Below are 26,104 nucleotides of genomic sequence, written 5' to 3'. Positions count from 1 at the left end.
AGCAGAAACGCGACTCGGGAAGAGGAAAAATCATGTCCGGGAACGAACTGCCGTCACATGCCCGCGTGGTCATCGTCGGAGGCGGCGTCATGGGGGTCGGTCTGGCCTATCATCTGGCGCATGAAGGGTGGGGCGATGATACCGTCCTGCTGGAGAAGGCCGAGCTGACCAGTGGCAGCACCTGGCACGCGGCGGGGCAGATCACGCATTCGACCTCCAGTTTTGGGCTGGGCAAATGCGTGGACTACAATATCGGGCTCTATTCCGGGCAGTTGGAGGCCGAAACTGGTCAGCCAGTGACATGGCACGGCTGTGGCTCGTTTCGTCTGGCCTATACCGAGGATGAGATGGACTGGCTGCGGCATACGTTGTCGGTGGGTCGGTCGCTTGGGTTTAACATCGAACTGGTCGGGCCGGAGAAAATTGCTGAGCTGCATCCATTTTATAATCTCGAAGGCGTTTTGGGCGCGCTCTATACGCCGGATGATGGCCACGTAGACCCGACCAACGTGACCATGGCGATGGCAACCGGCGCGCGCCAGAAGGGCGTGCGTATCTTCCGCAATTGCCGCGCGACCAACATTACGCAGGCCGAGAACGGCGAGTGGGTGGTTGAGTCTGAAATGGGCACCATCACCTGTGAGCATGTGGTGAATGCGGGCGGCACCTATGCCCGTCAGATGGGCGAATGGTCGGGACTACAACTGCCCATGACCTCGATGACTCACCATTACTTCGTGACCGAGCCGGTGCCCGAATTCCAGAACCTGGACAAAGAGCTGCCGGTGATCCGCGACGATCGCAAGGTCTCGGGCTATATCCGCATGGAGCAGCAGCGTGGGCTGATCGGGATTTATGAGAAAGAGAACCCGAACTCGGTCTGGCATGATCATTGCCCATGGGAATATGAGAACTGGTTGTTCGACGCGGATTACGACCGGGTGATGCCATGGCTTGAGGAAAGCCTGAACCGTATGCCGATCTTTGCAGAGCTGGGCATTCAGCGCGACGTGCATGGGGCAATTTCGCACCCGCCGGACGGCAACCCGCTGATCGGGCCGGCGCCGGGTGTGCGGAACTACTGGTGCTGCTGCGGGACGCAGATCGGCATCGGTTGGGGGCCAGGTTTGACCCGTGAACTGGCGCGCTGGATGGTTCATGGCGCCGCCGATATCTCTATGCGCGAATACGATCCGCGCCGGTTTGGCTGCTATGCCACCAAGGACTGGCAGGTGATCAAGGCAGAGGAAGACTATTGCCTGCGCCACGAAATCCCTTTCCCGCATTTCAACCGTCTTGAAGGGCGTCCGATCAAGCCCTCGCCGCTGTATGAGCTGTTGAAATCCAAGGGCGCTGTGCATGAAGAGGTCTATGGGTTTGAACGCCCTCGCTGGTTTGCCCGCGATGGGGTTGAGCAGCGCGACTACTATTCCTTCCGCCGCACCCCCGCTGACGACATGGTTGCGGCTGAGGTCAAAGCTGTGCGCGAGAGCGTTGGCATCATGGACGTCACCGCCTTCACGAAGGTCGAGGTTTCCGGGCCGGACGCCTATGCCCTGCTGGACCGGCTGACCGCCAACCGGATGCCGCAGAAAGTCGGCTCGATCACGTTGACCCATATGCTGAACCGCCGTGGCCGGATCGAGCTGGAGACGACCATCGTCCGTATGGCCGAGGACCGTTTCTATCTGGTCTGTGCCGCGTTCTTCGAACAGCGCCTTCTGGATCATTTGGCAAATCAGCGCGCGGATGAGGGTGTGAAGATCACCGCCCTGTCCGCCGACTGGTCGGCCCTGTCGCTAAACGGCCCTCGGTCGCGGGACGTTCTGGCGCGTTGTACTGAGGCCGATCTGACCAATGCCGGGTTCCGTTGGCTGTCTGCGCAAGAGATCACCATCGCAGGCCACAAAACCTGGGCGTTCCGCATGTCCTATGCCGGTGAGCTGGGATGGGAGCTGCACATGCCCAATGCCGCCTGCCTTGATGTATATAATGCGCTTTGGAAAGCAGGCGAGCCACACGGCATCACCGATTATGGCAGCTTCGCAATGAACGTGATGCGGATGGAGAAGGGCTTCAAAGGCGCGGGCGAGTTGACCAACGAGGTCACTCTGGCCGAGGCTGACGTGCTGCGCTTTGCCCGCACTGACAAGGACTATCTGGGCAAGGATAAAACGCTGAACACCGACCTGCCGTGGATCTGCGCATATCTGGAGATCGAACCGGATGGTGAGATTGATGGGCACGGTGGCGAGGCCGTCATGCTGGGCGGGCGCGTTGTGGGGTCCACCGCGTCGGTGGCCTATGGCCATACGGTCGGCAAGATTCTGGCCTTTGCCTATATCAAGCCTGCGGCAGCTGAACCGGGGACCCAGTTGATGGTCGTGATCCACGGCAAACCCCGCGCGGCGCGCGTACTGGGCGAACCGGCTTACGATCCGCAAAGCCTGCTGCCCCGCACCGACGCCTTACTGGAGACCGCATAATGACTCTGCCCGATACAATGAAAGCCATGGTCACGATGGGCCACGGTGGTCTGGATCAGATGGTGCTGCACGAAAATTGGCCTCGCCCCGAACCTGCGGCCGGAGAGGTTCTGATCAGGGTCGCAGCCTGCGGCCTGAACAATACCGACGTCAATACGCGATCCGGCTGGTATTCCAAGACTGTCACGGACCGCACGACCGGAGGTGCATTCGAAGAGGTCGGACAGGACGATCCCACATGGGGGGGTGCTCCGATTACCTTCCCGCGCATTCAGGGGGCAGATGTCTGCGGGCACATCGTCGCCGTTGGCGAGGGAGTGGACAGCGCACGTATCGGTGAGCGCGTCATCACCGACGGTTGGCTGCGCGATCCGGGTGACCCCGGCAACATGGACAAGACAGGTTACTTCGGCTCGGAACGGGATGGCGGTTTCGCCGAATACGCGACGACTTTGGCCGTGAATGCGGTGCCGATCACCTCGGACCTGTCGGACGCGGAACTGGCAACCTTCTCGTGTTCCTACTCCACCGCCGAAGGCATGCTGACCTGCGCCAACGTCACTGACAAGGATACGGTTCTGGTGCCCGGCGCCTCGGGCGGTGTCGGCGGTGCACTGGTACAACTGGCCAAGCGCCGCGGCGCACGGGTGTTCGCCATGGCATCCGAGGCTAAACATTCCGACGTTGCGGAGCTGGGGCCGGACATTATCCTGCCGCGTGCACCCGAAAACCTGCGTGCCGCGCTGGGCAACGAAAAGATCACCGTGGTCGCGGATGTGGTCGGTGGCCCCTATTGGCCGAACCTGATCGACTGTCTGGAACGGGGTGGGCGGTATACCTGTTCCGGTGCCATTGCCGGGCCGATGGTCGAGTTTGACCTGCGGACTTTCTATTTGCGTGATCTGACCTTCACCGGCTCGACCGTGATCGACCCGCAGGTCATGCAGAACCTCGTCAAATATATCGAGGCAGGTGAGATTAAACCCGCTCTGGCCGCAACCTATCCTCTGGATGAGTTGCGCGAGGCGCAAGCGGCTTTCATCGCCAAGCAGCACGCTGGCAATATTGTGGTGATCCCATGACGCTGGATGATGTATTGGAAGCGGCTCAGCGGTTGCATCAAGCGCATCCTGACCTTGCGGCGTTCGCGTCATGGCCGGACGATCTGACGCCGATGGGTTTGCAACCAACATCGATACCGGCAACCGATCTGGTGCACGACTTTGAACTCGACGGCGGGAAACCGGCTCAAGATCTAATCGCGGCGATCAGGGCGACTGCGCATCTGGCGCACTGGAAGCATACCTATACCGAAGAGGAAGTCGGTGCGGATTTCCTGAACCGGTATGGATATTACGAGTTGTTCGGTCCTACCGGTCACTTCCACTCTACCCAATTACGCGGCTACGTGGGGTACTGGGGCGCTGGTTTGGACTATGACTGGCATAGCCATCAGGCGGAAGAGTTGTATCTGACCTTGGCGGGGGGTGCTATTTTTCGGAGCGACGAAGATGAAACATTCGTTGGCCCGAACCAGACACGGCAGCACAAAAGCTGGCAAAGCCACGCCATGACCACGACGGATCAGCCGATTCTGACCTTTGTCCTGTGGCGCGGCGAAGGGATGGGTGGCCTGCCCAGAATGGACGTAGCATGAAAATCTCCCGCATCCGAATCTATCAGACCAGGCTTCCCTATGTTGGCGGTGCTTATGTCTGGGGTGCGGGCAATGCGATTGAAACGGCCATCGCTTCTGTGGTTGTGATCGACACCGATGCGGGCCTTCAGGGCTGTGGTGAGTTTACCCCCTGTGGTGAGAACTACATGGTGGCCCATTCCGAAGGTGTTGCCGCGCTGGCGCGTTTGATTGCTCATGAACTGCTGGGCGAAGACCCGCGTCAGGTGGGGCGGATCGAGCAACTGATGGATCAACTGGTGCAGGGGCACGGTTATGCCAAAGCCCCGTTCGATGCGGCTTGTTGGGATGTTCTGGGCAAGGCTTGCGATCAGCCGGTCTGGATGTTGCTGGGCGGCAAGTTGACCGACGGTGCGCCGATGTACCGGGTCGCGCCGCAAAAACCGGTCGAGGAAACAGTGGCTGAAATGAATCGCTATCGTGATCAGGGCTACTGCCAGTTTCAGATCAAAGTGGGCGGCGACTGGGCCAGCGATATTGACCGGATACGCACCACAGTGCCTTTGTTGAAACCGGGCGAAAAAGCCATGGCCGATGCCAATCAGGGCTGGCGCGTGGACAATGCGATCCGCGTTGCGCGCGCGACACGCGATCTGGATTTCATTCTGGAACAACCCTGCCGCACCTATGAAGAATGCCAGCAAGTGCGCCGGGTTGCCGAGCAGCCATTGAAGCTGGATGAATGTGTGACTGGTATCCACATGGCCCAGCGTATCGTCGCAGACCGGGGGGCTGAGATCTGTTGTCTGAAAATCTCGAATCTCGGCGGTATTAGCAAGGCGCGACGGGTACGCGATTATCTCGTCGATAACCGCATTCCAGTGGTTAGCGAAGATACCTGGGGCGGAGAGATCACGTCTTCGGTCGTGGCCCATTTCGCGGCCTCGACCCCGCCGGAGTATCTTCAAAACACCACGGATCTGATGAACTACAATACGCGGTCAACCGGGATCGGTGGCCCCGTAGCGCGGGACGGAAAGCTTTATGCGAGCGACACGCCGGGATTGGGTGTAACCCCTGATTTCGCAAGCCTCGGCGTACCTGTGGCGGAGTACACCCTATGAAAATCAATGCCATCACGGTGTTTCAGGTCGATTTGCCGCTGGAGTATCCCTATTGGCTCTCTGCCGGTCGATTGAAGTTCGAAACGCTGGACGCAACACTGGTCAAAGTCGAAACCGATACCGGCCTTGTCGGCTGGGGAGAGGGCACGCCCTGGGGTCACACCTATGTCCCTGCGCACGGCCCGGGCATTCGGGCCGGGATCGAAACGATGGCACCCTTCATTTTTGGCCTCGATCCGCGTCGGGTTCTGGATGTGGAACGGGCGATGGATCTTGCCTTGCCCGGGCATCTCTATGCCAAAAGCCCTGTCGATATGGCTTGCTGGGATATTGCTGGTCAGGCGGCGGGCATGCCGATTGCCGACCTGATGGGCGGCGGATCGCGGACACCGCGCCCGATTGCGTCATCGGTCGGGGCGAAAACGGTCGAGGAAACGCGCGAAGTCATGGAGCGTTATCGTAACCGCGGCTACATCGCTCATTCGGTGAAAATCGGTGGCAATGTTGAGCGGGACATTGCCCGTGTACGGGATGTGGAAAGCACTCGGCTACCCGGAGAAATTGTTCTCTATGACGTTAATCGCGGCTGGACGCGTCAGCAGGCGTTGCGTGTAATGAGCGCCTGCGAAGACCTGAACGTTATGTTCGAACAGCCCTGCGAAACACTGGATGATATCGCGGCGATCTCAAGGCTTCATGCATCCCCTGTGTCTGTGGACGAGTCCCTTGTGACCTTGCGGGATGCCACCCGGATTGCCCGCGATGGTCTTGCTCAGATATTCGGGATCAAACTGAACCGTGTGGGCGGTCTGACCAAAGCCGCTCGGATGCGGGATATCGCGCTGGCCCATGGGATCGACATGTTCGTGATGGCCACCGGTGGAACGGTTCTGGCCGATACCGAAGCATTGCATCTGGCTGCGACCATCCCGGATGACAATTGCCACTCCGTTTGGGCCTGTCAGGACATGATCACCGTCGACATCGCGGGCGGGCGAGGGCCTCGCAATATAAATGGCCATCTGCATCTGCCCGAAGCACCGGGGCTTGGTGTGCACCCGGATGAAAACACATTGGGCGACCCTGTGGGAGAATATGCTTGAAGATTAAAAAGATAACGCTTTGGTCTGTCGATCTGACCAGCCACGAAACCTATCACATGGCCGAAGGCAAGACATGCGCGACTGTGAAATCGCATATCCTGTGTCTTGAGACCGATACTGGCCTTAAAGGCTGGGGCGAGGTCTGCCCGATCCCGCATTACCTGCCGGCCTATGCGGACGGCGTGCCGGGGGCCATCGCTGAAATGGGTCCTGAGATTCTTGGGATTTCCCCATTCGGAATTGACGCGCCTATGCGTAAGCTGGACGGTTTTCTGCAAGGACACCGATACGCGAAATCGATCGTTGATATTGCGCTGTGGGATCTATTCGGTCACACGGCAGGGATGCCGGTTTATGCGTTGCTGGGAGGGCGAACGCGGGCGGATATGCCGCTGTATCATTCGATCACCTGCATCGCGCCAGATGAGATGGCACGCATCGCCAAAACGGTATTCCAGACCGGTATTCGGCAATTCCAGGTCAAGCTGGGTGTTGAAGGCGATTGGCAGGCGGATGCCGAGCGGCTGACCAAAGTGCGTGAGGCTGTTGGAACGGGGCCGCTGGTTTATGGCGACTGGAACTGTGGGGCTTCGCGCTTACAGGCAACTCGGACCGGGCGTGCGGTGGCACATCTGGATGTGATGCTGGAGCAACCCTGCAAAACGCTGGAAGATTGTGCCGCTGTCCGTCAGGCTACAGGCTTGCCGATGAAGATCGACGAAAACGCCTTTGATTTTGCGTCACTCATACGGGCGCATGAACTGGGGTGCATGGATTCGGTCGCATTGAAGCTGTCGAAATTCGGTGGCTTGTCAGCAATGCGCCGTGCGCGCGATCTGACCGTGCAACTGGGCGCCGAGATTTGCGCGGAATGCACCTGGGGATCGGATATCGTAACGGCGGCCTCGCTGCATTTCGCGGCTTCAACCCCGCATGGATCGCTGATGAACACCTGTGATCTTTCGTCTTACGTTGCCCCGCGAGTATGTCCTGATGCACCAAGTCGTGAAAATGGCCGGATTGCACCGCCCGAAGGTCCGGGTTTAGGTGTTACACCTGACCTCGAAATTCTTGGCTCCCCAATTTTGGAGATTGATTGAGATGCTGAAGATCCAAACGCAGTCCGAGTGGATAGCACGCGCAAACGAAGTTCTGCCTGCCGGCGGTTTTGGCAATTTCGATCCGGGCATCATCATCGCCCGAGGCGAGGGCAGCCGTGTTTGGGACGAAGACGGGAACGAATATATCGACTACCTGATCGGGTCCGGTCCGATGCTGCTGGGCCATGGCCACCCCGAAGTGATGGAAGCGGTTCTGGAACAATTGCCCAAGGGCATGACGTTCTTTGCAAACAACAGCAAAGGTATCGAACTGGCCGAAGCCATAATCGATGCCGTTCCCTGCTGCGAACAGGTACGTTTTGTCGCCTCGGGCGGTGAAGCAGACATGTACGCCCTTCGACTGGCCCGCGCTTATACAGGGCGCAACAAGATCCTCAAGTTCGAGGGCGGCTATCATGGAATGAGCGCCGAGGCGCAAATGAGCCTGGCCCCCAGTCGTCGGGTCAACTTCCCTCAGGCCGTTCCCGACAGCGCCGGTATCCCCGAAAGTGTGGCCGAGCAAATGCTGATCGCGCCGTTCAACGATCTTGAGGCCGTGGCAGCGCTGTTGGATGAACACGATGATGTCGCAGCAATCATGGTCGAACCATTGCAGCGGATTATCCCGCCCGAGCCGGGATACCTGCAGGGTTTGCGGGACTTGTGTGACAAACATGGTGTTCTGCTGATCTTTGATGAGATCGTAACCGGGTTCCGCCTGGCCTATGGCGGGGCACAAGAGCGATATGGTGTCACCCCGGATATCAGCACCATGGGCAAGATCACCGGCGGTGGCTTCCCTCTGGCAGCATTGGGTGCCAGCGCCGAGATCATGAAGCATTTCGACAAATCGGAAGTCGGCGAAGAGGGCTGGTTGATGCAGTTGGGCACTTTGTCGGGCAATCCCGTCGCCTCAGTCGCCGGGTTGAAAACGATGGAGATTCTGCGGCGCGAAGGCACCTATGAACATCTGCGTGCGATCGGGAAGCAGTTGCAGCAGATACAATCGGACGCTTTGAATGACGCAGGTATTGCCCATCGCATCTGCGGCGATGAGACCTTGTTCGACATTTATTTTACCGAGGCCGAATGTCGGGATTATCGCAGCGCGAACCATGATGATCCGAAGCGCAACGCCACGTACAATGCAGCGTTGCGCGCGCATGGGATATTCAAGGCTCCGGGCAAACTGTACCCGTCGCTGGCAGTAACCGACGCGGATCTGGAGCAGACCAGAGAGGCCGTTCGTCACGCCGTTGCCGCGATTTCCTGAGTGCAGGTTAATTGAATGGTAAACGGGTCGCTGTTGTACCCAACAGCGACCCGCTACCTTTGGAAGTCGGGGGTCAGCCTCGCCCCCTCGAATACTGATTAAAACACCGGCAATCTGAAAACTTTTCGATACTTTCGTGACTGACCCGACTTCCTCTTCGGTATGTCCCTTTAATGCCCGACCGGAGCGCTTTCTACAGTGATCAAGTTCACACTAAGCAAATTTATTTTGAATTTTTCCAATCGAATAGGTCGGGACCTGCTTGTTCCAGTAGTTCCGTAGCCATCGCACGAGCCATTTCGGGTCCGTCTTCGACCGCGCCTGTCATATCTCGGTTCGCAGTTTCAGTTCCGTCAGGGCGCAGTACTTCTCCACGCAGCCTGAGGGTTCCTCCATTCAGTTCTGCCAGGCCAGCAATCGGGGTTTCGCATGATCCGTCCAGCGCAGCCAGCAGCGTGCGTTCCGTGGCCAGGCGCTGACCGGTTTCCATGTGGTGGATCGCTTCAAGCATTTCCGCTGCGCGCATGTCATCGCCGCGCCGTTCGATGCCGATGGTGCCCTGCGCGATTGCAGGCAGCATGTCGTCGGGCGAGATGGCACTGGCCGGAACGTCATCCATACCGAGACGGCGAATTCCGGCCATCGCCAGAAAGGTGCAATCCGCAACCCCGTCGTCCAGCTTTTTCAGCCGTGTCTGCACGTTTCCGCGAAACTCGACCACTTTCAGATCAGGCCGTCGATGCAACAATTGCGCCCGCCGCCGCAAGGAGGAGGTGCCCACCACGGCCCCTTCGGGCAGATCGTGGATCGAACCCAGCCGCGGGGATATAAAGGCGTCGCGCACATCCTCACGCGGCAGGAACGTGTCCAGAACCAGCCCCTCGGGTTGTTCAACGGGCATGTCCTTTGTTGAATGCACGGCGATGTCGATCTCGGCGCTCAGCATCGCTTCTTCGATTTCTTTGGTGAACAGGCCCTTGTTGCCAATTTCCTTCAGCGGACGATCCGCATCGATCATGGCGCGATTGTCGCCGGTCGTCTTGATCACTACGATCTCGAACGCGTCCTGCGGCAGATCAAAAGCATCGCTCAGGCGCTGGCGCGTTTCATAGGCCTGAGCCAGAGCAAGTGGCGAACCACGGGTGCCGATTTTGAGGGGCGATGCGGGGGTGGGCAGGTTCAAAGTCATGTGCACAGCTTTAGTCGCGTCACATTGCCCTGACAATGGGGGCTGAGCTTGACAAATTGCCGCCGAAGGACGACCCGTTGCCAAAACCGGAATGCTGGGGACGAATATGGCCGAGACAAAGAAACTGCTGCGGGCGCTGGCGGGCGAAGTACAGGATGTGCCGCCGATCTGGATGATGCGTCAGGCGGGCCGGTATCTGCCGGAATACCGGGCCACCCGTGCTCAGGCAGGGGATTTCCTGTCGCTGTGCTATAATCCGGAACTGGCGGCAGAAGTCACGTTGCAGCCGATCCGGCGTTATGGGTTCGATGCGGCGATCCTGTTTGCCGATATCCTGCTGGTGCCTCAGGCGCTGGGGGCAGATCTTTGGTTCGTGACCGGCGAAGGACCGCGTTTGTCCACCATCACGCAGCAATCCGGGTTCGATGCGTTGAAACCGGTTGATGCGATTCATGAGACGTTGTCGCCCGTCTACGAAACGGTGCGAATTCTGTCGCGGGAATTGCCCTCGGAGACCACTTTGATCGGATTCGCAGGCGCGCCGTGGACAGTGGCCACCTACATGATCGCTGGGCGTGGCACACCGGATCAGGGTCCTGCTCATGCATTACGCGAAGGCAATACTGCTTTGTTCGAGGCGCTTCTGGACCGCATCACTGCGGCAACGATTGAGTATCTGTCCGCGCAAATCGACGCCGGGGCCGAGGTGGTCAAGATTTTTGACAGTTGGGCGGGGTCATTGAAAGGCGAGGCGTTCCGCAAATACGCGGTTGAGCCATGCCGGGTGATCACGCAAGCCATCAAGGAACGCCATCCCGGTATCCCGGTGATTGGATTCCCCCGTGAAGCAGGCGACGGGTACATTGGGTTCGCGAAATCGACCGGCGTGGATTGTGTGGCGCTGGACAATTCAGTGTCGCCTGAATGGGCCGCCGAGAAAGTGCAAGTTGATGGCTGTGTGCAAGGCAACCTGGCTTCATCGCATATGGTAACGGGTGGTCAGGCGCTGGTAGATGAAACGCGGCGGATCGTTGAGGCGTTTTCCAGGGGGCCGCATATCTTCAACCTTGGGCACGGGATCACGCCGGATGCAGATCCTGAGAATGTTCAGTTAATGATCGATACCGTGCGTAGGCGCTAAACAAGCAAAAAGGGGTCAGCCCCTTTCCTGGCCTGCGGTCAATTCAATCCCTGAGAAATTTCGGGCCAGATGAAGAGCTGATCAGCGTCGGCTGTCGAGTTCGGCGAGGATGTCTTCGGTGTGCTGTCCGCGTGTCGGGCTGGGTTTCGGGCACCAGTCACGGTTTGAAAACCGGGGGGCGGCGGCGGACTGGAGGGTGCCGTCGACATACTGCCAGCTGTTTCGATGTGTGTTCATTGGGTGGGATTGCGCCTCTTCCGGGCTGAGAACAGGAGCGACGCAGGCATCGGATCCGCGAAACAGTGAGTCCCAGTGATCGCGGGATTCGCTTCCGAAAATATCGGTCAGGCGGCGCGTGAGGGTAGGCCAGAGAATACGGTCGTATTGCTTCTGGAAGTCCGTATCGTCTGCGAGGCCCAATAAGTTCAGAAACTTCTCGTAGAACTTGGGCTCGAGGCATTGAACCGTGATGAAACCGCCATCGGCGCAGGCATAGGTGCGGCTCCAATGTGGGCCGTCCAGCAGGCTTTGACCGCGGGTTTCGGACAGGTTGCCCGTTTGCCGCATAGTCATCAGAAGGCTCATCATATGGGCCGAGCCGTCATAGATTGCTGCGTCAACCACAGTGCCTTGTCCGGTTCTTTGCGCGTTAATCAACCCAGCCAGGATACCGGTGACGAGATACATGGCTCCGCCGCCGATATCCCCCACCAGCGATGCCGGGGTTTGAGGCGGTTGGTCAGGGTGAGAGGCGTACCAGAGCGCACCAGACAGGGCGATATAGTTCAGGTCGTGCCCTGCTGTGTCAGCTAAAGGCCCGTCCTGCCCCCAGCCTGTCATGCGCCCATAGATCAGTTTTGGGTTGCGGGCCAGGCAAAGATCCGGGCCAAGACCCAGTTTCTCCATCACGCCGGGACGGAAACCTTCGATCAGCGCATCGGCTGTGTCGATCAGGCGGCGGGCGGTCTCCAGATCGCCGGCATCCTTCAGATCAAGCGCGATCGATCGTTTGCCGCGGTCCAGAAGTGAGCGGTCCGGCATACCCGGTGTTACGGCGCCGCCTTTTCGATGGATCGTTATTACATCTGCGCCCAGGTCAGCTAGTTGCATGGCGGCAAATGGGCCGGGGCCCAGCCCTTCGATTTCGACTACTCGTATTCCGTTCAGCATCAGCGCCCTCCGTTGCGACAAAGTTTGCGGGCGGGTTGAAGGATTGCAAGACGGAATTGGGCCTTGTACTGGCAGCCTTTCAAATATGCGCAGCAGGCTGTGCGAAATTGATCTGTTACACGCCGGTTCTGCGCGATAGGGTCTCGGTCGGAACGGGGAACAGATATGACGACCATTTTGTCCATCAAAGATCTTCGCAAATCATACGCCGATGGGTTCGAGGCGCTGAAAGGCGTGTCTCTGGATATTGAAGAGGGCGAAATACTTGCGCTTCTGGGACCGAATGGTGCTGGAAAGACAACCCTGATTTCGACGATTTGCGGGATAACGACCCCGACCTCAGGGGTGGTCACAGTTGGTGGACATGATACTCAGTCCGACTATCGCGCGGCGCGCAGGATGATCGGGCTGGTGCCGCAAGAGATCGCGCTGGAACCATTTGAAAAAGTCTGGAACACGGTACGGTTGTCCCGGGGGTTGTTCGGGCTTGGCAAGGACAACGCGCGGATAGATGAGATTCTGCGCAAGTTGTCCTTATGGGACAAGCGCAAAAACGCGATCAAGGAATTGTCCGGAGGCATGAAGCGGAGGGTGCTGATCGCCAAAGCCCTGGCCCATGAGCCGCGGGTGCTTTTTCTGGACGAACCGACAGCCGGAGTGGATGTAGAATTGCGCAAAGACATGTGGGAGATCGTGGCCGAACTGAAACGGGACGGTGTCACCATCATTCTGACCACCCATTATATTGAAGAAGCAGAAGCCATTGCGGACCGTGTTGGTGTTATCGACAAGGGCGAGCTTCTGCTGGTGCAGGACAAAAACACGCTTATGGCGCAGATGGGTAAAAAGCAGATCGAGGTTATGTTGACGGAGCCTATCGCTCGAATTCCCGACAGTCTCGCCGCTCACAATCTGGCCCTCAATGGCGCGGGTGATTGCCTGATCTATACCTACGATACCCATGCGGATCGCACGGGTATAACAACTCTGCTGAATGATGTATCGCAGGCCGGGTTGGTGTTGCGTGACGTGCAAACAAGGCAATCGAGTCTGGAAGAGATTTTCGTCAATCTGGTATCCGGAGAGGCCGCATGAACTGGACCGCAATCGCTGCCATCTACCGGTTTGAAATGGCCCGTTTCTTCCGCACTCTGGCGCAAAGCTTTCTGTCGCCGGTTCTGTCTACGTCGCTCTACTTCGTGGTGTTTGGCACCGCTATCGGAAGCCGTATTCAAGAAGTAGAGGGCGTTTCTTATGGTGCATTCATCGTGCCTGGGCTGATCATGTTGTCGGTGGTGATGCTGTCGATTTCGAACGCGTCTTTCGGAATTTATTTTCCCAAGTTTCTGGGAACCATCTACGAACTGCTGTCCGCACCGGTCAATTTCATCGAAATTGTGATTGGATATGTTGGTGCGGCAGCTACCAAGGCCCTTTTTGTGGGATTGGTGATATTGGCCACCGCGACATTCTTTGTCGACATTCGGATCGAGCATCCCTTTGCCATGGCTGCGTTTCTGATCCTGTCCTGCCTCAGCTTTTCGTTGCTGGGCTTCATCATCGGCATCTGGGCCAGCAACTTCGAGCAAATGTCGCTGGTGCCGCAATTAGTCGTGACGCCGCTGATCTTTCTTGGGGGGACGTTTTATTCGATCTCGATGCTGCCGCCGATTTGGCAGACCATCACGCTGTTCAATCCCGTGGTCTATCTGATTTCGGGCTTCCGCTGGTCCTTCTATGGGCTTGCCGATGTGCCCATCGTTTTCAGCTTGTTGGCCATCGTCGCATTTACAGGGCTATGCTTGGCGGTCATCGGCTGGATCTTCAAAACCGGCTGGCGCATTCGCAGTTAACCCTTGCCAAGGCGTTGCATTTTTGCCCACCGGGTGTGTGAATTTGGTTCACGTCGCGTTTAAGGTCCGCAGAGTCCCTTGTTTACGAGTTGGCGGCACTCTACATCGGCACCCATGAAGTTCAGCCTGCCGTTTGTTAAAAAGCACCCTTGTGTGGCCGTTGTTCGTTTGTCCGGCGCCATTGGTATGGCCGGGCGCGGGTCCTTGAACGATACCGCCCTGGCCCCGATTCTTGAGAAGGCCTTTCGTAAGGGAAAACCTGTGGCTGTTGCGCTCGAGATCAATTCTCCGGGTGGGTCGCCTGTCCAAAGCTCTCTGATCGGTGCCCGAATCCGGCGCTTGTCGGAAGAGCTGGACGTGCCCGTGATCGGGTTTGTCGAAGATGTTGCGGCGTCCGGTGGGTATTGGCTAGCTGCCGCTGCGGATGAGATCTGGGCAGATGACAGTTCGGTTCTCGGGTCGATCGGCGTTATCTCGGCCGGGTTCGGCGCGCATGTCTTTCTGGCGCGGCAAGGGTTTGAACGGCGTGTACACACTGCAGGCAAGTCGAAATCCATGCTGGACCCGTTCTCACCTGAGAAGAAAGAGGATGTAGCGCGCTTGCAGGGGCTGCTGGGCGACATCCATGAAAATTTCATCGCGCATGTCAAAGCCCGCCGGGAGGGCAAGCTGGATCACGGTGCAGATCTGTTTACGGGTGAGGTCTGGGTGGCGCGTCGTGCACAAGAGCTGGGTTTGATCGATGGTATCGCCCATCTGAAGCCCAAGATGCAGGAGCGTTTTGGGGAAAAGGTCAAGTTCCGCCGCTATGGCTTGCGCAAACCGATCTGGTCGCGCTTTGGGGCCAGCATGGCTCAGGATGCCATCGCCGGATTAGAGGAGCGGGCGGCCTACGCGCGTTTCGGTTTGTAACGTGATCATCAAGGCTGTCACCCTTTTCCTGATTGGCATGGGCGTCTTGGCGATGTTCGGCAAGCTGCGCTTTCCAGGGCAGAAGAAACTGAGTTCGGCCAAGTGTCCGCGCTGCGGACGGTTTCGCATCGGCAAAGGCCCCTGTGCCTGCGAAAAAGGAGGCCGGACTTGATTACCACGTGGCTGCTGTCCGGTCTGGGCTTGTTGATTCTGTTACTGGCAGGCGATGCTCTGGTGCGCGGAGCGGTGAACCTAAGTTTGCGTTTGGGCGTTCCGGCTTTGATCGTCAGCCTGACGATTGTGGCCTTCGGCACGTCCGCACCCGAGTTGCTGATTGCGATCAGCGCATTGAAAGAGAACGCTCCCGGCATCGCGCTGGGTAATGTTGTTGGATCGAACACGGCAAATATCCTGTTGGTTTTGGGCCTGCCCGCACTGCTGGCTACGATCCACACCAGTGAATGTGACAGTCGCAGGAACTACGTCTTCATGTTGATGGCGACAGTTCTGTTCATTGGGCTGGCCTTTTGCGGAACGTTTACCTTCTTCAGTGGCCTGATCCTGCTGGCGGCATTGGGCCTAGTTCTTATGAATGCCTTTCGTGAGGCAAAGGCGCACCGAAAAGCCTGTGGAGAGGCGTGTGCGGATGATGACGAACTGGACGGTCTGGAAGAAGCTGACCCTGACATGCCCTACTGGAAGGTATCGATTTACCTGATCCTGGGGCTGGTGGGACTTCCGATGGGTGCCCATCTGTTGGTGGACAACGCGACCATCATCGCAAGAACCTATGGAGTCAGCGAAACGGTTATCGGCCTGACCCTGATTGCGGTTGGAACGTCTTTGCCCGAATTGGCCACGACTGTGATGGCCGCTCTGCGCAGGCAGGCAGATGTCGCGCTTGGCAACGTAATCGGCTCGAACATGTTCAACCTTCTGGCCATCATCGGGATCGCGACGTGGTTCGGTCGTATTCCGGTTGACCCCGAGTTCCTTCGTTTCGATCTGTGGGTCATGCTGGGCGCATCGCTGCTGCTGGTACCGTTTGTGTTCTTCAAACAGGATATCTCGCGCATCTGGGGGTTGGTGTTGACTTTCCTTTATGTGCTTTATGTCACCGTATTGCTGGTGTGATCTGACAAAACGAGGTGGAGCATGACCCGAGCTTTAGTGACCGGTGCCGGTATTCGTCTGGGCCGGGCCATGGCGCTGTATCTGGCGGGTCGTGGTTACGATGTGGCCGTGCACTACGCCTCCTCCGAAGGCCCTGCTCAGGAAACTGCGGCAGAGGTTCAGGCGCTTGGCCGTCAATCTGTGGCCTTGCAGGCCGATCTGCTGGACGAGGCTCAGGTCAAGGCTCTGCTGCCCAGGGCTGCAGAGGCGCTGGGCGGGCCGATCACCTGTCTGGTGAACAACGCATCGATCTTTGAGTACGATAATGTTCAAACGGCAACCCGGCGAAGCTGGGACCGTCATCTGGATAGCAACCTGCGCGCGCCCTTTGTCCTGACACAGGCTATGACGGATCAGGGGCTGACCGCAGGCACTGATGAAAACGGAGAGCCGCTGGCCGCTGGCCTTATCATCAACATGGTGGACATGCGTGTGCGCAAGCTGACGCCCGAGTTCATGTCATACACCATCGCCAAAATGGGCCTGTGGACGCTGACCCGAACAGCGGCGCAGGCATTGTCTCCGACGATTCGGGTCAACGCGATCGGGCCCGGCCCAACAATTCAAGGGCACCGCCAAAGCGAAGAACATTTTCAGGCGCAGCGTTCAAATACCGTTTTGGAGCGGGGTTCCAATCCGTCCGATATCACTGCTGCGCTTGGGTATTTTCTGGATGCGCATGCGGTTACCGGGCAGCTTTTGTGCGTGGATGGCGGTCAGCATCTGGGGTGGAAAACACCGGATGTTCTGGGCGTAGAATAAGTAATTTTGCTGCAAGTTTTGCACCGCTCTCAATCGTGTTACCTGCGCGTTACAAAAATGTCTTTTTTTTCATACACTTGCTAAGTATGTGAAAAAATATTATTTAAAAACAATCTGTTAGCATAGTGCCTATTTTTTGTGCAAGTAAAGGAAAAGGCAAGGAAACAAGGGGATTTCTGATCTTCCGAAAACTTATCTTCACACTTATCCACAGAATCCGTGGATTTGTTTTCTCTTGATCTGAAAGGCGTGAGATTGCAGCCATTGTCAGAGAATCATATCTCAGGGCCATGACCACCGACAGCGAATCATCCCCAACCGGCTATGCCTGCATTCAGCGCTATGTGAAAACGCTGGACAGCTCGCCCGGTGTTTACCGTATGCTGGATGCTGACAGCCGGGTATTGTACGTGGGTAAAGCGCGGAACCTAAAGGCGCGGGTGTCGAATTACACAAGACCGGGTCACTCGGGGCGGATCGAAAAGATGATCGCCGCGACAGCCTCGATGATGTTTCTGACCACACGAACCGAGACCGAGGCGTTGTTGCTTGAGCAAAACCTGATCAAGCAGCTCAAACCCAAATTCAACGTGTTGCTGCGGGATGACAAAAGCTTTCCGAACATTTTGGTCGCAAAGGATCATGACTTTCCGCAGATCAAGAAACACCGCGGGGCGAAGAAAGAAAAAGGCGCCTATTTCGGTCCCTTCGCCAGTGCCGGTGCGGTGAACCGGACGCTGAACCAACTGCAAAAAGCCTTCCTGCTACGCAACTGTTCGGATTCGATGTTCGACAGCCGAACACGGCCTTGCTTGCTCTATCAGATCAAGCGGTGTTCCGGTCCCTGTGTCGACCTGATCTCGGAAGAGGATTACCGCGAAAGCGTAAAGGACGCCGAACGCTTCCTGTCCGGCCGCTCGACCAAGGTGCAGGAGGAACTGGCCGAGCAGATGATGGCTGCGTCCGAGGCGATGGAATTCGAGCGCGCCGCCGGTCTGCGAGACCGTATCCGGGCACTGACTCAGGTGCAGACTTCGCAAGGCATTAACCCGCGTGGCGTGACCGAGGCAGACGTGATCGGTCTTTATATGGACAGCGGGCAGGCCTGCGTCCAGGTGTTCTTCATTCGTGCCAACCAGAACTGGGGCAACAAGGATTTCTACCCGCGCGTCGGGCCGGATGTCTCACCTGCCGAAGTGATGGAAGCCTTTCTGGGCCAGTTCTACGACAACAAGGAACCGCCGCGGCAGTTGATCCTGTCGGACGGGATCGAAAACGCCGATCTGATGCAGGAAGCTCTGGCTGAAAAAGCCGGGCGTAAGGTGGAAATCCTTGTTCCGCAACGCGGCGAAAAACAAGAACTGGTTGCAGGTGCATTGCGCAATGCACGGGAGTCTCTGGCGCGACGCATGTCGGAAAGCGCCACTCAGGCCAAGCTGTTGCGCGGGGTGGCCGAGGCGTTCGAACTAGACGGCCCGCCGGGTCGGATCGAGGTCTACGACAACTCTCACATTCAGGGCACCAACGCGGTGGGCGGCATGATCGTGGCGGGCCCGGAAGGCTTCATGAAAAACGCCTATCGCAAGTTCAACATTCGTGGCGATGACCTGACACCGGGTGACGATTTCGGCATGATGAAAGAGGTGTTGAACCGCCGCTTCACCCGTCTGCAAAAGGAAGATCCGGATCGGGATAAAGGGCTCTGGCCTGATCTGCTGCTGATTGATGGCGGTGCCGGACAGGTAAGCGCTGTAAATGAGATCATGCAGGCCCATGGCGTTGAAGACATTCCGATGGTCGGCGTCGCGAAAGGGGTCGACCGCGATCATGGCAAGGAAGAGTTTCACCGGATCGGCCAGCGCCCCTTTGCCCTGAAACGCAACGACCCGGTGCTGTACTTCATCCAGCGCTTAAGGGATGAAGCGCACCGGTTCGCTATCGGTACCCATCGAGCGAAACGCGCCAAGGCTGTCGGAGCAACGCCGCTGGACGAGATCCCGGGCGTTGGGGCGGCGCGCAAGCGTGCTCTGCTGACTCATTTCGGCAGCGCCAAGGCTGTTAGCCGGGCCAATCTGGCCGATCTGAAGGCGGTCGAAGGGATTTCGGCGGGGTTGGCGCAGAAGGTTTATGACTTCTTCCACGACAAGGGCTAGGCACGCCGACCCCGCCACAGGATATAGAGGCCCGAGGCAACAATCAGCGCGCTGCCGATCCACATGGTAGGGTCCAGGCTCTCACCGAACATGGCCACGCCCAACCCGATGCCGAACAAAAGCCGGGTGTATCGGAATGGGGTCACGGCGGACACTTCGCCCGTGCGCATCGCCTTCATCAGCGACGCATAGGCTATGACCCCCATCAGCACCGCGCCGGTCAGGTGCAGGCTGGTGTGCACGCTGAGTGAGACCATCGGCGCTCCTTCCCAAAACCAATAGGCAACACCTGCAACGATGATGCTGAGGAAGCCGTAAAAACCCAGAACTTCAGTTCCAAGCGTGGCAGGGGCTGCGCGACTGGCCAGATCACGGCCGGCAAATCCCAGCATTCCCAGCACGGCCAATATCGACAGCAGAGAAAAACTGTCTCCGGTTGGTTTCAGAATGACGACAACGCCGATCATGCCGACAATAATGGCGCTCCATCGCCGCCAACCAACTGTTTCGCCAAAGAACAGCGCCGCACCGGCAACCACGACCAGAGGCGTGGCTTGCAGGATCACCGTGGCAGAAGACAAAGGGGTCAGCGCGATGGCCAAAACGTAGAACAACCGACCAAAGACTTCGAACAGCACCCGGACTTTCATTGGGCGGGACAAAACGTCAGGTTGCAGCAAGCGTTGCCCGCGGGCCAATGCCACCGCAGCAAAGATCACCGACCCACCCGCGCCGAACAGAACCAGCACCTGCCAGATCGGAAGCACGGCTGACGCGGCTTTCAGCAACGCATCCTCGAGCGCAAAGCCCGCCATCGCGGCGATCATCCACAGGCTGCCGATCATGTTCGCTCGGGCGTCGGTTTGAATATGCGCTGTCATCTGGCACTTTCGGGTTTGCGTTGAACCGGCAATCTGACCGCAAAGCCGGAAAAGGCCAAGAGGTACTGATCTGAGACGTCCGGCCTGCGGCGCTTTGACCAAGCGTTTGTGCACGATGCAGTTTTTTGCCTGTTTGGCTTTTCTGTCCCGGACCGGCGATATAGGGTCCAAGCCATGAAGTGGAACTTGCCCAATATACTGACCGTCCTGCGCCTGCTGGCAGCGCCCGGTCTGGCCGTCATGTTTTTGTATTTCACGCGACCTTACGCGGACTGGTTCGCTTTGATCCTGTTCCTGTCTGCGGCCATCACGGATTGGTTCGACGGCTATCTGGCCCGCGCGTGGAAGCAGGAGACCAAGATCGGTGCGATGCTGGACCCGATTGCCGACAAGGCGATGGTGGTGATCGCGCTGATGATTCTGGTTGGCTACTCGACCGAACACTGGACGCCGTGGCTGGTACTGCCCGCGACCGTGATCCTGTTTCGCGAGGTGTTCGTTTCAGGCCTGCGCGAATATCTGGGTGATGTGGCCGGAACACTGAAAGTCACAAAGCTGGCCAAGTGGAAGACCACGGCACAGATGATCGCCATCGCGGTTCTGTTTTCGCAGGGTATCTTTGAACACTATGCAGTGATGGCGAGTTTCGGCATGGATGCTAAGCTGGTCGAGCAGATCATTTCCGGTCAGGTTGAAGACGTGAACCACTTGCGCTGGAATGTCGATGGAATGTACTGGGCTGGCCAGGTCGGGCTGTGGTTGCTTTGGATCGCCGCGACACTGACATTGATCACGGGCTATGACTACCTACGTAAAGCCATGCCACATCTGAAGGAGGGCTAACCGATGGACGTTCTGTATTTCGCATGGGTGCGCGAACGCATCGGCTTGCCGAAAGAAAGAGTTGAGACGCAAGCAACCACAGTCAGTGAACTGGTGGCCGAACTGAGTGCTCGGGAAGACCGCTATGCTGCGGCTTTTGCCGATTTGTCCGCCCTTCGCGTCGCACTGGATCAGGAACTGTCGGATTTTGATGCTTCTCTGACCGGTGTTCGGGAAGTGGCGTTCTTCCCACCAATGACAGGCGGCTAAGCGATGCGGGTCGCAGTTCAGGAAGAGGCATTCGACTTGGGGGCTGAGGCCAACGCCTTTGCTGCGGGTGATGATGCCAACGGTGCCATCGTCACTTTCACCGGCGTAGTGCGTGACCTTGCAAGCAGTGATTTGAATGTGATGGAGATCGAGCACTATCCGGGTATGACCGAACGTGCCCTGACCAAGATCGCCCAAGAGGCCATGGATCGCTGGTCATTGGGCGATGTGCTGGTGATTCATCGCCATGGCCGTCTGGCCCCGGGTGACAGGATCATGATGGTGGCCACAGCTGCGCCGCACCGTAAGGATGCGTTCGAGGCGGCGGAATACCTGATGGATTACCTGAAATCCCGCGCGCCCTTCTGGAAGAAGGAAATTACAAAAACCGGAGCAGAATGGGTTGCGGCCAAAGACGAAGATGAAGACGCGCTGACCCGTTGGTAGTGCGACGGAACCGCCCTGGTCGTTTTTGGACCCGAGCGGGTTCAATTCTCCTCTAGACGCTTGTTCACGAGCCTGCACTTAATCCGGACAAACGGATCAAAAGGACAGCGCCATGCACAACGGACTGAAAAATAAGGGCCTTGCGACCCAGGCAATCCATGCAGGCGAAGCCCCGGACCCGACCAGCGGCGCGTCTGCTCCGGCTTTGCATATGTCTTCGACATTTGTCACGGATCAGGTGGCCGGGTTCTCGGCCCATGATCTGGAAGACGAGGCGCCTTATCTTTATGGGCGCTGGGCCAATCCCAACGTCAGGATGCTTGAAGCCAAGATAAGTATGTTGGAAGGCACTGAGGATTGCATCTGTCTGGCATCCGGGATGGCCGCAGCGACCGCAATTTTCCTGACTTTCCTGTCTGCCGGGGATCACGTGATTGTCTCCGACGTCTCTTACGCGGGTGTTGCAGAGTTGACCCGGGACACGCTTCCGCGTTTGGGGATCGAGGTCAGCACCGTCAACATGTCCGATTTTTCCGCGGTGTCGGCAGCGATCAGGCCGAACACGCGGCTGATCCATACAGAGACACCGGTAAACCCGATCGGACGGCTGACCGATCTGGCTGCGGTTTCAGCAATTGCCAAAAGCGCAGGGGCGCTGCTGTCCTGTGATGCGACCTTTGCCTCTCCGCTCGGACAGCCAAGCAGAGAGCTGGGCGTTGATCTGATCATGCATTCCGTGACCAAGTATATTGGGGGGCACGGCGATGCCATCGGCGGCGCGGTGGCGGGGCGCAAGGATTTGATCGAAAAGATCCGCAACGAATCTGCCATTCATCACGGCAGCATCATGTCACCCTTCAATGCCTGGATGATCGCCCGGGGTATGGCCACTCTGCCGCTGCGAATGAAGGCGCATCAGACGGGGGCTACCGCAGTTGCCGAATGGCTTGAGACGCGAGGAGCTGTGACCAAAGTGATTTATCCGGGGCTGAAGTCACACCCTCAACACGAGTTGGCCAAACGGCAGATGCGAAACTCATCCGGCATGATCACCTTTCAGGTAGGTGACAATGCAACCGGAGAGGCGCTGGCCCAGCAGATGATCGATAGATTGCAGATCGTCCACTATGCCGTGTCGCTTGGCCATCATCGCAGTCTGATTTTCTGGATGGGAACCGATGCTTTGATGGAAACTTCCTTCCGGCTGGAAGGGGCGCAGTTGGCAAGCTATCGGGACTATGCAGGGGACGGGGTGTTTCGGTTGTCAATCGGTTTGGAAGACCCCGAGGATCTGATTTCTGATCTGGCACAGGTTTTTTGAGCCACCGGGTCGGTCAGTCGGCGTTGTTGATCCGTCCGCGCAATTCCTCGGCCTCCTGTCGGGCGGCCCGCAACCCGTCCATGGCGGCGGCCAGCTCTGCCTCTGTCTGGGTAAGCTGGTTGGTCAACTCGGCTTCGCGCTGCTGCAGGTAGGTAATTGCCTGATCGCGTGTTTCCTCCGCTTCGTGCAATTCCTGACTCATACGATCCAGATCAGCAACATCGCTTTGACGCACGCGGGACAGGCGATGGGCCAGCCAGTTGGCAAACCAGCCCATGCAAAACGCTGCGAACAGGATGATCGCCGTGGCAATGATGAATTCGGTTCTGTTCAACTTACTGGTCCCCTGCATCCGCATCAGGTGCGGTCGTGTCGGATTTATCAGCCTCAGGATCGGTGGCTTCGGCCTCAAGCGCCTCCAACCCGGTTTCGGTGTTGGTAACAGGCTCGGGGCGGATCAGCCGGAACTCGATCCGCCGATTTTCCTCGCGGCCTTCTTCGGTGTCATTGTCCGCAATGGGCTGTGTTTCACCATATCCCACTGCAGTGTAACTGCTGGTGGGAATGCGCCGCCCGCGCAACTCGTTCAGAATGGACTGTGCCCGCGCCTGGCTGAGCCGTTGGTTCATCTCTTCGCGGCCCTGACTGTCCGTGTGGCCCTGAATCTCCATACGGATCGGCCCGCAGTCGCGCAGGATATCTGCGATCTGGTTCACGGTATCGCGAGAGTCGGACGCAATCGTGGCCGATCCGGGTTCGAAAGCAATTTTGCTGACGGTCTGAATTTCAGCGATCTGTTCTTCGCAGACTTCCGGGTCGGGCGGAGCATCCTGAGGTTCCGGCGGGGGTTGGTAGGTGATCATCAGTGAGAATTCCTGCCCCTCACCCAGCTTGTCCGACAACTGACCCGCAATACGGGCTTTGGCATCTTCTTCGTGGCTGACGCCAGTCAGTTCGACTGCGCCCGGTGTCACGGTCAAGGCCCCGTTGTGAAGCTGGGCCAAAGACTCCAGACCGGCCAGAACACGCACCGGCCAATCTGCTGGCAAGCCCGGTACAACGCGGGTCGCGGTATAGACCTGATCCGACCCGAAGGCTGCGCGGGCATAGCTGTCGACCATGTCCCGCAAGGTTTCATCCCCCATACGTCCTCGCAATTGCACCAGCCCTTCGGGGCTGCGGGTCGCCGAAAACTCTATGGGTCCGGTCTGTTCACTGGTTTCGGGTTCCGGCAGCACGGCATGGAGGGCAAAGACCTGAGGCAGTGCTGTTTCAAGTTCGCCCACAACCCGGTCGAACATGGCTGAATCGGTGCCTTGCGCCGCGACCAATGTGATGTCCGCATCCGACATTGTGACCGAGCCTTTGCCGATTTTGGCAAGCGCCTGAATGCTCTTCTCGGCAGCTTCAGGCCAGCGTGGTGAAGGCTCGCCCAAACCAATTGTGCAGGAATATGGCCCCGACAATCCGGCTTCGCGCGCGGCAGCCACGATCCGGTCGCGGGCTTTCTCATCCTGTGCCGAGCAGGCATCAAATTGCCCACCGTCCTCGTTGATCAGATAGCGCAGCGTAAAAGGCGTGATGACGGGGCGAGGCGCTGAAATGGCCAGCCCGATCCGCAGGCTGGGCGGTGCGGCGCGTGTCAGGTCCTGTTCGAGACGTTGTTTTTCCTGTTGGCTGTCCGCAATGGCGGTAATTTTGACCAAATCGGCACTGGCGGAAATTTTGGCCCGAGGCAGGCTGGTCAAAGCCTCAATGGCGTAGGATATCGCTGCATCCCAACCGTTGGGCTTGGGATAATCGGCTGTTTCCATCAGGTCCGAGACCGCGATATTGCGGTCGAGATTGCTCAACCGCCTGATCAGAGCAGCCCTGTCTTCGCTGGCGGGGATCAGACCGATAATTGAGATACCGTGATCATTGCGCAGAATTTCCGCCGAAAAGCGTGGCGGCGCCAGGGCTGAGGTTGCCTCAACCTCCATTTCATCGATCACACGGGATGTATCGACCTCGGTTCCGGCCGCGGTCAGCGCGTTAAAGCGGGTCGCCTCATCCGGTGCAGTACCGGTCAGGACCACGCGCAGACCATCAGATTCGACCTCGGCCCAGTCATGCCCATTGAGGTCCAGCGACCGGCGCACAGCGAATTCCGACGTCTCTTCGATCTTTGTAACGGCATAGCTGGCGGCCAAAAGCGACACTCCGGCTGACACAAGAAAGATCAGGGAAACAACGATAAAATACGGCAGACGCATGTTTGGGTTTGACACTCCTCAGGCGTTTGGGCCGATCTTTACAGGCCCCGTTCAACAGGTGCAATCAGAGCAATAGGGCGACGCAAAGGAAGATCAGCGGAATCAAGCCGGTGTCGCGGTTAACCCTGAACAATTGCAACAGCTTGGCATTGTCTTCGATGTCCAGTCCACGGAGTTGCCACATCATGTGCCATCCCATTGCCCAAGGGCCACAGAGCGCAACACCTAAGGCCAGCATCGAGGCATCCGGAACCCCTGCATCGACGATGGCCAGACCCATCAGAGACACTGTCGCCACAAGAAAATACTTCAGCCACTTCGCCGTATCGGTTCCGAATAGCCGCGCCGTGGACTTGATGCCGACCAACTCATCATCCTCGGCATCTTGATGCGCGTAGATCGTGTCGTAGAACAGGGTCCATGCGATTCCGGACAGGTACAGCGTCACGGCAGGCCATCCTACTGAACCGCTATGTGCCGCCCAGGCCAGAAGGACGCCCCAGTTAAAAGCCAGCCCCAGAAACACCTGAGGCCACCATGTGAACCGTTTGGCAAACGGATAGATCGTCACTGGCAGCAGGGACAGAACGCCCATGGCAATTGCTGCCTGATTGAAGCTGAGAAGGATACCAAGCGCCAGTAGGCATTGCAGAATCATCCAGACTGCGGCCTGCGTGACACTGACCTGACCCGACGGAATCGGACGCGAGCGTGTGCGTTCAACCTGCCCGTCGAATTCCCGATCCGTGATGTCATTCCAGGTGCAACCGGCACCCCGCATCAGAAAAGCTCCCAATGCACACCCAATGGCGATCCACAGATCTTCCCACCGGGGTTGACCGTCGTGCAGGATAGCCAGTGCCAGCCCCCACCAACACGGAATCAGCAATAACCATGTCCCTATGGGCCGGTCTGCGCGGCTGAGACGCAGGTAGGGGCGAGCAAAGGCCGGGGCGTAGTTGTCGACCCAATTGCCGGCTACGGCATCAGCGACTTGACCATCTGGTGTTGGGGCATTGCCTTGCATATGTAA

The 26,104-nt window shown here is 58.0% G+C and carries 24 protein-coding genes; 18 read left to right on the top strand and 6 right to left on the bottom strand.

The window, feature by feature from the left end:
- Positions 1–32: 32 nt before the first annotated feature.
- From ACR0K5_RS12825 to ACR0K5_RS12795, 7 genes are read left to right on the top strand one after another with little or no spacing between them, the layout of a single operon-like run.
- Positions 33–2,486, top strand: a complete 2,454-nt coding sequence (locus ACR0K5_RS12825; RefSeq protein ID WP_480630035.1) for an FAD-dependent oxidoreductase — start codon at positions 33–35, stop codon at positions 2,484–2,486.
- Complete coding sequence (locus tag ACR0K5_RS12820; RefSeq protein WP_480630034.1) at positions 2,486–3,568, top strand: alcohol dehydrogenase family protein; 1,083 nt, start codon at positions 2,486–2,488, stop codon at positions 3,566–3,568. The genes ACR0K5_RS12825 and ACR0K5_RS12820 overlap by 1 nt, the downstream gene beginning before the upstream one ends.
- Positions 3,565–4,143, top strand: coding sequence for a dimethylsulfonioproprionate lyase family protein (locus ACR0K5_RS12815; RefSeq protein ID WP_480630033.1), 579 nt, complete (start codon positions 3,565–3,567; stop codon positions 4,141–4,143). Before ACR0K5_RS12820 ends, ACR0K5_RS12815 begins: the two co-directional genes overlap by 4 nt.
- Positions 4,140–5,246 (top strand): mandelate racemase/muconate lactonizing enzyme family protein, encoded by a 1,107-nt coding sequence (locus ACR0K5_RS12810; protein ID WP_480630032.1) that lies wholly within the window; start codon positions 4,140–4,142, stop codon positions 5,244–5,246. Before ACR0K5_RS12815 ends, ACR0K5_RS12810 begins: the two co-directional genes overlap by 4 nt.
- Entirely contained in the window at positions 5,243–6,349 is a 1,107-nt protein-coding gene (locus ACR0K5_RS12805) for a mandelate racemase/muconate lactonizing enzyme family protein (protein WP_480630031.1), read from the top strand. The genes ACR0K5_RS12810 and ACR0K5_RS12805 overlap by 4 nt, the downstream gene beginning before the upstream one ends.
- Positions 6,346–7,449 (top strand): mandelate racemase/muconate lactonizing enzyme family protein, encoded by a 1,104-nt coding sequence (locus tag ACR0K5_RS12800; protein WP_480630030.1) that lies wholly within the window; start codon positions 6,346–6,348, stop codon positions 7,447–7,449. The genes ACR0K5_RS12805 and ACR0K5_RS12800 overlap by 4 nt, the downstream gene beginning before the upstream one ends.
- Position 7,450: 1 nt before the next feature.
- Positions 7,451–8,722, top strand: coding sequence for an aspartate aminotransferase family protein (locus ACR0K5_RS12795; protein ID WP_480630029.1), 1,272 nt, complete (start codon positions 7,451–7,453; stop codon positions 8,720–8,722).
- Positions 8,723–8,945: 223 nt separating this feature from the next.
- Here the strand turns inward: ACR0K5_RS12795 and hemC are convergent, their stop codons facing one another.
- A complete protein-coding gene (gene hemC, locus ACR0K5_RS12790; RefSeq protein WP_480630028.1) occupies positions 8,946–9,911 on the bottom strand; it encodes a hydroxymethylbilane synthase in 966 nt (321 codons plus the stop codon).
- Between the two features lie 106 nt (positions 9,912–10,017).
- Here hemC and hemE point away from each other — a divergent pair, with 106 nt between their 5' ends.
- Complete coding sequence (gene hemE / locus ACR0K5_RS12785) at positions 10,018–11,052, top strand: uroporphyrinogen decarboxylase (protein ID WP_480630062.1); 1,035 nt, start codon at positions 10,018–10,020, stop codon at positions 11,050–11,052.
- Between the two features lie 81 nt (positions 11,053–11,133).
- Here hemE and ACR0K5_RS12780 read toward each other — a convergent pair whose 3' ends face one another.
- Complete coding sequence (locus tag ACR0K5_RS12780; protein WP_480630027.1) at positions 11,134–12,222, bottom strand: CaiB/BaiF CoA transferase family protein; 1,089 nt, start codon at positions 12,220–12,222, stop codon at positions 11,134–11,136.
- 165 nt (positions 12,223–12,387) lie between these two features.
- Between ACR0K5_RS12780 and ACR0K5_RS12775 the strand changes: the two genes are divergently transcribed.
- The 6 genes from ACR0K5_RS12775 to uvrC all read left to right on the top strand — a co-directional run bounded on the left by ACR0K5_RS12775 (position 12,388) and on the right by uvrC (position 19,075).
- Complete coding sequence (locus tag ACR0K5_RS12775; RefSeq protein WP_480630026.1) at positions 12,388–13,317, top strand: ABC transporter ATP-binding protein; 930 nt, start codon at positions 12,388–12,390, stop codon at positions 13,315–13,317.
- Positions 13,314–14,075, top strand: a complete 762-nt coding sequence (locus tag ACR0K5_RS12770; RefSeq protein ID WP_480630025.1) for an ABC transporter permease — start codon at positions 13,314–13,316, stop codon at positions 14,073–14,075. Before ACR0K5_RS12775 ends, ACR0K5_RS12770 begins: the two co-directional genes overlap by 4 nt.
- Before the next feature lie 114 nt (positions 14,076–14,189).
- Entirely contained in the window at positions 14,190–14,987 is a 798-nt protein-coding gene (locus ACR0K5_RS12765) for a S49 family peptidase (RefSeq protein ID WP_480630024.1), read from the top strand.
- Between the two features lie 171 nt (positions 14,988–15,158).
- Complete coding sequence (locus ACR0K5_RS12760; protein WP_480630061.1) at positions 15,159–16,121, top strand: calcium/sodium antiporter; 963 nt, start codon at positions 15,159–15,161, stop codon at positions 16,119–16,121.
- A 21-nt stretch (positions 16,122–16,142) separates the two neighbouring features.
- Positions 16,143–16,922, top strand: coding sequence for an SDR family oxidoreductase (locus tag ACR0K5_RS12755; protein WP_480630023.1), 780 nt, complete (start codon positions 16,143–16,145; stop codon positions 16,920–16,922).
- Between the two features lie 290 nt (positions 16,923–17,212).
- On the top strand, positions 17,213–19,075 hold the full coding sequence (gene uvrC, locus ACR0K5_RS12750; RefSeq protein ID WP_480630022.1) for an excinuclease ABC subunit UvrC: 1,863 nt from the start codon (positions 17,213–17,215) through the stop codon (positions 19,073–19,075).
- On the opposite strand, the gene ACR0K5_RS12745 is transcribed toward uvrC, so the two are convergent.
- Positions 19,072–19,956: a DMT family transporter gene (locus ACR0K5_RS12745; RefSeq protein WP_480630021.1), complete on the bottom strand. Its 885-nt coding sequence runs from the start codon at positions 19,954–19,956 to the stop codon at positions 19,072–19,074. The genes uvrC and ACR0K5_RS12745 overlap by 4 nt on opposite strands.
- Positions 19,957–20,130: 174 nt before the next feature.
- Between ACR0K5_RS12745 and pgsA the strand changes: the two genes are divergently transcribed.
- From pgsA to ACR0K5_RS12725, 4 genes are all read left to right on the top strand, one after another.
- On the top strand, positions 20,131–20,799 hold the full coding sequence (gene pgsA, locus ACR0K5_RS12740; RefSeq protein WP_480630020.1) for a CDP-diacylglycerol--glycerol-3-phosphate 3-phosphatidyltransferase: 669 nt from the start codon (positions 20,131–20,133) through the stop codon (positions 20,797–20,799).
- A gap of 3 nt (positions 20,800–20,802) precedes the next feature.
- Positions 20,803–21,048, top strand: coding sequence for a molybdopterin converting factor subunit 1 (moaD, locus tag ACR0K5_RS12735; RefSeq protein WP_480630019.1), 246 nt, complete (start codon positions 20,803–20,805; stop codon positions 21,046–21,048).
- A gap of 3 nt (positions 21,049–21,051) precedes the next feature.
- Positions 21,052–21,495 carry a molybdenum cofactor biosynthesis protein MoaE gene (locus ACR0K5_RS12730; RefSeq protein WP_480630018.1) on the top strand — a complete coding sequence of 148 codons (444 nt, stop codon included), beginning with the start codon at positions 21,052–21,054 and terminating at the stop codon, positions 21,493–21,495.
- 112 nt (positions 21,496–21,607) lie between these two features.
- Positions 21,608–22,816, top strand: a complete 1,209-nt coding sequence (locus ACR0K5_RS12725; RefSeq protein ID WP_480630017.1) for a trans-sulfuration enzyme family protein — start codon at positions 21,608–21,610, stop codon at positions 22,814–22,816.
- A gap of 13 nt (positions 22,817–22,829) precedes the next feature.
- Here the strand turns inward: ACR0K5_RS12725 and ACR0K5_RS12720 are convergent, their stop codons facing one another.
- From ACR0K5_RS12720 to ubiA, 3 genes are all read right to left on the bottom strand, one after another.
- Positions 22,830–23,150, bottom strand: a complete 321-nt coding sequence (locus tag ACR0K5_RS12720; RefSeq protein ID WP_050603973.1) for a hypothetical protein — start codon at positions 23,148–23,150, stop codon at positions 22,830–22,832.
- Between the two features lies 1 nt (position 23,151).
- Positions 23,152–25,071, bottom strand: coding sequence for an OmpA family protein (locus ACR0K5_RS12715; protein WP_480630016.1), 1,920 nt, complete (start codon positions 25,069–25,071; stop codon positions 23,152–23,154).
- 64 nt (positions 25,072–25,135) lie between these two features.
- The gene (gene ubiA / locus ACR0K5_RS12710; protein WP_480630015.1) at positions 25,136–26,098 is read right to left on the bottom strand and encodes a 4-hydroxybenzoate octaprenyltransferase; all 963 of its coding nucleotides are present in this window, start codon (positions 26,096–26,098) and stop codon (positions 25,136–25,138) included.
- Positions 26,099–26,104: the final 6 nt, after the last annotated feature.

The sequence above is a fragment of the Ruegeria sp. AB9 genome (genome assembly GCF_056542585.1).
Note: the sequence above shows the minus strand (reverse complement) of the source record. Positions and strands in the feature narration are given on the sequence as shown.